At 38.5% G+C, this 6,197-nt stretch carries 6 protein-coding genes; 5 read left to right on the forward strand and 1 reads right to left on the reverse strand.

Annotation, left to right across the window (positions count from 1 at the left end):
• Positions 1 to 605: 605 nt before the first annotated feature.
• The 4 genes from H514_RS0115100 (at position 606) to H514_RS0115115 (ending at position 4,727) form a co-directional block, all read left to right on the forward strand.
• Positions 606 to 1,718, forward strand: a complete 1,113-nt coding sequence (locus H514_RS0115100) for a Fe(3+) ABC transporter substrate-binding protein (RefSeq protein WP_027447715.1) — start codon at positions 606 to 608, stop codon at positions 1,716 to 1,718.
• Between the two features lie 147 nt (positions 1,719 to 1,865).
• Complete coding sequence (locus H514_RS0115105) at positions 1,866 to 3,506, forward strand: ABC transporter permease (protein ID WP_027447716.1); 1,641 nt, start codon at positions 1,866 to 1,868, stop codon at positions 3,504 to 3,506.
• A 1-nt stretch (position 3,507) separates the two neighbouring features.
• A complete protein-coding gene (locus tag H514_RS0115110) occupies positions 3,508 to 4,185 on the forward strand; it encodes an ABC transporter ATP-binding protein (protein WP_027447717.1) in 678 nt (225 codons plus the stop codon).
• A 116-nt stretch (positions 4,186 to 4,301) separates the two neighbouring features.
• Positions 4,302 to 4,727: an HIT family protein gene (locus H514_RS0115115; RefSeq protein WP_027447718.1), complete on the forward strand. Its 426-nt coding sequence runs from the start codon at positions 4,302 to 4,304 to the stop codon at positions 4,725 to 4,727.
• Positions 4,728 to 4,807: 80 nt separating this feature from the next.
• Here the strand turns inward: H514_RS0115115 and H514_RS0115120 are convergent, their stop codons facing one another.
• A complete protein-coding gene (locus H514_RS0115120) occupies positions 4,808 to 5,275 on the reverse strand; it encodes a GyrI-like domain-containing protein (RefSeq protein WP_051255162.1) in 468 nt (155 codons plus the stop codon).
• Between the two features lie 175 nt (positions 5,276 to 5,450).
• On the opposite strand from H514_RS0115120, the gene H514_RS0115125 reads away from it, so the two are divergent.
• Complete coding sequence (locus H514_RS0115125; protein ID WP_324604048.1) at positions 5,451 to 6,005, forward strand: tryptophan transporter; 555 nt, start codon at positions 5,451 to 5,453, stop codon at positions 6,003 to 6,005.
• Positions 6,006 to 6,197 lie beyond the last annotated feature (192 nt).

A 6,197-nucleotide genomic window follows, 5' to 3' on the forward strand; every position in this document is an offset into this window, starting at 1 on the left:
CCCGCCGCTCTGCATAAACGCAACGGAACCACTCCACACCTTATTCAACAATCCTGCCATAAAACGGAATAAGGATTAAATAAAACTCCTATAAAAATCTGCATAGCATATCGTGATTTTGCACAATATAACGCTTGAAGGCAACAGAGTAAGTTGTCGTTACCGATCACTGAATGACCCGTGAAGTTCTTAAGTTTAGGCTTAAAAAACGAAATGAGGTGTCAGTGAAAGACCACGCTGATTTAGATCTCCACCATTAGGTTTGAGGTTGAAACACACACATTTTCTTAGACAAATGAGGTGTTGACAGCAGGTATAATAGTGCACTCTGAACAGGGTTTTTGAATCACTTATCGCTGATTCAATTATAGCGGCAACCCCGCGCATGTCAGAGTACTCCCCAATGTATCCATTTAGATACACCGACAACTTACTCTCGCCTTCTTCGGCAAAGTACTTCTATTGAAGTGCTTTGCCTTTTATTTTTCATTAATTGAGAAAAGTTTTCAATAAACACTTGACGTTGATAATCATTATCAGTAATATAGTGTTTGTCAATGAAAATGATTTTCATTATTAATAATTTACATAAGAGGTGAAGGAAAATGAACAAACGTATTTTCATGCTTGCACTAGTTCTTATGCTATCTGTATTCGCTCTAGCTGCATGCGGAAACAATGAAGAAAACACTTCCGAAAACAACACTTCAGGTGAAGAGAACCAAGAGAACAAATCTGAAGATAATGAAGAAGCTTCCTCTGATAAAGGTGAAATCAACCTTTACACTGGACGCCACTATGAAACAGACCAAGAGCTTTATGATACATTCACTGAGAAAACAGGAATTAAAGTTAACGTCATTAAAGGCGGCGACGATGAACTAATCGCCCGTATCAAACGCGAAGGAAAAGCTTCTCCTGCTGACCTACTGATGACAGCAGACGCAGGCCGTTTACACCGTGCTAAGTCACAGGATCTTCTTCAAGAAGTAAGCAGTGACGTATTAAATACAAACATCCCAAGCAAATTACGTGATGAAGACGGACAATGGTTCGGTCTTACAAAACGCGCTCGTGTTATCGCTTATGCTAAAGACCGTGTGAACCCAGAAGACATCAAGACATATATGGATCTAACGAAAGATCAATTCCAGGATAAAGTATTAATCCGCTCTTCATCTAACATCTATAACCAGTCTCTTGTAGCTTCTATGATTGCCATTGATGGTAAAGAAAAGGCTGAGAAATGGGCTAAGGGTATCGTGGACAACATGGCACGCGAACCTAAAGGCGGCGACCGTGACCAAGCAAAAGCTGTAGCTGCTGGTGAAGGTGATGTTGCAGTTATGAACACGTATTACCTAGGTAAACTTTTAAAGTCTGAAGATGAAGAAGAAGTGAAAGTTGGAAAGCAACTTGGCGTAATCTTCCCTAACCAAGATTCCACAGGAACACACGTAAACGTAAGTGGTATCGGTGTTACAGCAAGCAGTAAAAACAAAGAAAACGCTGTGAAATTCATTGAATTCTTAACAACAAAAGAAGCTCAAAAGCAGTTCGCAGAAGCAAACTATGAGTACCCTGTAAATCCTGAAGTACAACCATCTGAGCTACTTCAAAGCTGGGGAGACTTCAAAGAACAAGACATCAACCTAAGTGTACTAGGAGAAAACAACAAAGACGCTGTAAAAGTTATGAACAAAGTTGGTTGGAAATAATATTCCCAATAAGTTATGGTTGCCGTATCTATTTAGATACGGCACCATGTATATATAGAGACTTTTTGTGCTTAATCATGAGGAAAAACAGGATTTTACTTGATGATTGTGCACAACCCTCTACTCATATAAAAGGACGTGTCCGACTTGAAGCTTCATCACATAAAATCACAATATAAAAACATTTGGACATGGCTGAGTATCCTGATCGTCCTGCTTATACTCATTCCAAATGCTACGATTCTAGTAAACTTCTTTACGAAAGAAGCCGAAAGCTGGGATCATATACAAACTTATATATTACCTGAACTGTTAACCAACACGAGTCTACTACTTTTATTTACAGGATTACTGACAATCTTAATTGGAACAAGTCTGGCTTGGCTTGTTGCAGCATACGATTTCCCGTTTCGTCGCTTTTTTAAATGGGGGTTAATCCTTCCATTAGCTATTCCGCCCTACATTGCGGGTTATACGTATAATGGAATTTTAAACTATACAGGTGTTATTCAAACCACTTTACGGAATCAATTTCAAATGGAAGTAAATCAATCCTTTTTTGATATTTTAACGCTTCCAGGTGCTATAGGAATCTTTACCTTATTTTTATATCCCTATGTGTACACCATGACATATGCCTTTCTATCTCAACAATCTGCAACATTAATTGAAAATGCACGCTTATTAGGTCGTAATGCAACTGAAATTTACTTTCGCATTATCATCCCTATTACGAGAGGTGCTATTGTTGGCGGGGTCAGTCTAGTCTTATTGGAAGTATTGAATGACTATGGTGTTGTGAAATACTTTGGTGTACCAACGTTCAGTACAGCTATTTTCCAGACGTGGTTCGGGATGGGAGAATTGAATTCAGCAATAAAACTATCGGCCACTGTTATGTTTATTGTGTTTGGGTTATTGATTCTTGAAAAAGTTCTAAGAGGACGAAAAAAGTATAGCTATACAACTTCAAAAGTCCGTCCTTTAGAACCGATCACGTTAACCGGGGTAAAACGTTGGGTTACCTTCTCATATTGTGCACTAATCTTTATAATTGGATTTCTTGTTCCCTTTATCCAATTAGTAGACTGGATGTTCCTAACGTTTCATAAAGTAGCTAGCACAGAGTTCCTAGAGCTCATTACAAACTCTATCCTTGTGGCAACAATAGGCGCTTCCATGATTGTTGCTTTCTCTTTAGTCATTGGAAACTTCGCTCGAATGCATCAAGGTCTTATGGCACGATCATTCGCGAGGGTCACAATCTTAGGGTATTCTATTCCTGGAGCTGTGATAGCTGTTGGTATAAGTACTGTTTTTATCCAATTAGATCAGTTTCTATTTGGGTTTTATGAAGCATTAGGCATTCCAGCTACGTTACATTTAAGTACAAGTCTATTTATGCTAATCTCAGCTTATGTAATCCGCTTTTTAGCGATTGGCTACAATTCAATTGAGGCTGGATTTGATAAAATCGGAACAACATTTACAGAAGCTTCTAGGACGTTAGGAATGAATGTAACGAAAACCTTTTTCAAAGTGGACTTACCCATGATGAAAGGACCACTAATAAGTGGATTTATGTTGGCATTCATCGAAATTTTAAAAGAGCTTCCTCTAACGCTAATTTTAAGGCCCTTTAACTTTGACACACTGTCAACTAAAGCTTTTCAGTACGCGAGTGATGAACAAATTCATGAAGCTGCTTTACCATCATTAGTGATTGTTCTAGTCAGTGGCCTAGCAATCTATTTCTTTTATCATGTTTTAGAAAAGGAGCCGAAATAATATGTTTATTAACATCAAAGATCTTTGCTTCGGTTATAACCGTTCAAAAAATGATATCATTCACCATTTTGACTTAGAGATTAAACAAGGTGAAATTGTGTCCATTCTCGGAGAAAGCGGTAGTGGAAAAACAACAATCTTACGCCTATTATCAGGGTTAGAAATCCCTAGTCACGGAAACATATCTATTAACGAGACATTGATGGTTAGTGACCATACATTTGTTCCTCCAGAGAAACGTGGCATTGGTATGGTATTTCAAGACTATGCCCTCTTCCCTCATATGACAGCAGGGGAAAACATTGAATTTGGGCTCAAAGGTCTTCGCAGAAAAGAACGCAAGGCTCGGGTTGAAGAAGTCTTAGAGCTTGTTAACATGTCTGAATTTAAAAAGCGCTATCCTCATGAAATGAGTGGTGGCCAGCAACAACGTATCGCTTTAGCTAGAGCACTTGCTCCTAAACCATCCTTACTCTTACTAGATGAGCCTTTCAGTAATTTGGACGCCGAATTGCAAGTGAAGATTCGTGATGAGTTAAGAGATATTATTAAGCAAACAGGAATTACATCGATCTTTGTCACACATGATGTTGCTGACTCTCGTGCGTTAGCTGACCGCATTGTCACCATGCACAATGGAATCGTTTCAGATCAAAAGACTGTGCAGCTTACTCGCTAAGCATAGTCTTTTTTTATTCGTAATTTACATGAGTCTTTCAAAACGTTGCTTTCACTTTGGATAAGCCTCTCTTATTTGGTACGATAAGATTAATCAAAATCGAATGGAGGATTCACATGAGCCAAGATTGTATTTTCTGTAAAATTATCGATGGAGAAATTCCTTCTGCGAAAGTTTATGAAGATGAACACGTATATGCATTCCTTGATATTAGTCAAGTAACCAAAGGACACACACTTGTTATTCCTAAACAACACACAAAAGACATTTATGGTACTGACGAAAAAGTTGCTGAAACCCTTTTTGCACGTGTGCCTAAAATCGCAAATGCCATAAAAGAAACGTATCAACCCGTAGGTCTAAACGTTCTAAACAACAATGAAGAGCCTGCAGGTCAATCTGTATTCCATTTACATATCCATCTAATTCCTCGCTATGGTAGTGATGATGGTTTCGGTGCTAAATGGGAAACACATAGTGATGAATACAGCCCAGAAGATCTACAACAAATTGCTTCTGATATTGGAAATAAGATTAAATAACAAAAATGCTCAGGTAGCCCCTGAGCATTTTTGTTTTAGATTTAAAACCTTCATAGTGTTTTATTTGTTTATTAAAGGGTTTACCCCTTTTGAACTGGTAAATGTAGTGTGTACGGCGTGTCATCCCCTTCATATGAAGTATGTACTTCAAAGCCAAAGCCTTCTATCTGAGTGTAACCTTGCTCATTGATCCACCGATGGAGATCTATATAAGGATTCATCTTCATTATTTTAGGGTCATAATATACTGTTGCATAAGTATGAGCTGGTATGGTTTTACTGATCATGCCTTCTGGAACATTGTCTACACTTTCTACCTCAACAGCTGTAATCCATGTGAATGGTTCCGTTTCAGGGTCCCAGTTTGGAGGGTCAATAAAAACACCATAAGCATGTGGAGCATTTATTCTATCATTTACCTCTCCCATACGTTCCATATGGAAGTCATCAACTACTTTAGGAATAATTTCATCCTTTTCTTTCATTGTCGTATCGCACTTCATTCCTACAATAGTAAAACCAGGTTTTTCAATAATTTTAGCTTCCATTTCTAACACTCCTATACGTTTATTGATTAACGTGTTACATCAAAAAAATCTTCCCACTCCACAAGAATAAATCATTATGTTATAATCATGGACATACTTTCGCAGTTGGTCACGAGGACACAGCTGGAAAGTAAATTTTTTAGTTGAGACTAGTTTAGAAGAGGAGAGATGTATCATGAATACACGTTTGGATACTCGTGTGTTAGTATTTCTATCATTGCTTATCGGGATTGGGGCTGCGCTTCATACGATCATGCCACCTATCATTTTTGGAGTTACGCCGGATTTATCTCTTGTTATGATGATGCTTGGAGTCATTCTATTTCCTAAAGGACGATATGTTTTATTAGCATCACTTGCAACAGGATTCATTTCAGCGTTGACGACAGGATTTCCAGGTGGACAGATAGCGAATATTATTGAAAAGCCCATTACTGCTTTTATCATCTTAGGACTAATAAAAGTATTGGAAAAATCCATGAGCAAACAGAAACTTGCACCAACGATTACAGCGATTGGAACCCTAATTAGCGGTGGTATCTTCTTATTTATCCCCGTTGTGATTATGGGGCTAGGCAACGCAGGATTTTCAGTATTGTATGCATCCGTTGTACTTCCTACAGCACTACTCAATACTGTCCTAATGACCGTTGTGTACCCAATCGTTCAAAACATCACCAAACGCACAAGAATCTCAAATCAAACATCAAACCAGACCAAAGCAGCTTAAATGCATAACGAATACCTTATCCTCCTGATTCTTTCAGGAGGTTTTTTAATGTATTAGCCATTATTACACTATAGCCCCCTTATCTTGAAGACTTGAAATCGAGATAAAGGGCGTATGGTTCCGTTGCTTTTGTGGAGAGCGGCGGGCTGTGGAACGGGTTGCTTTCCTGCGGACGAAGCGCCGAGCCTCCTC

Source organism: Pontibacillus marinus BH030004 = DSM 16465, from assembly GCF_000425225.1.
GTDB classification, from domain to species: domain Bacteria; phylum Bacillota; class Bacilli; order Bacillales; family BH030062; genus Pontibacillus; species Pontibacillus marinus.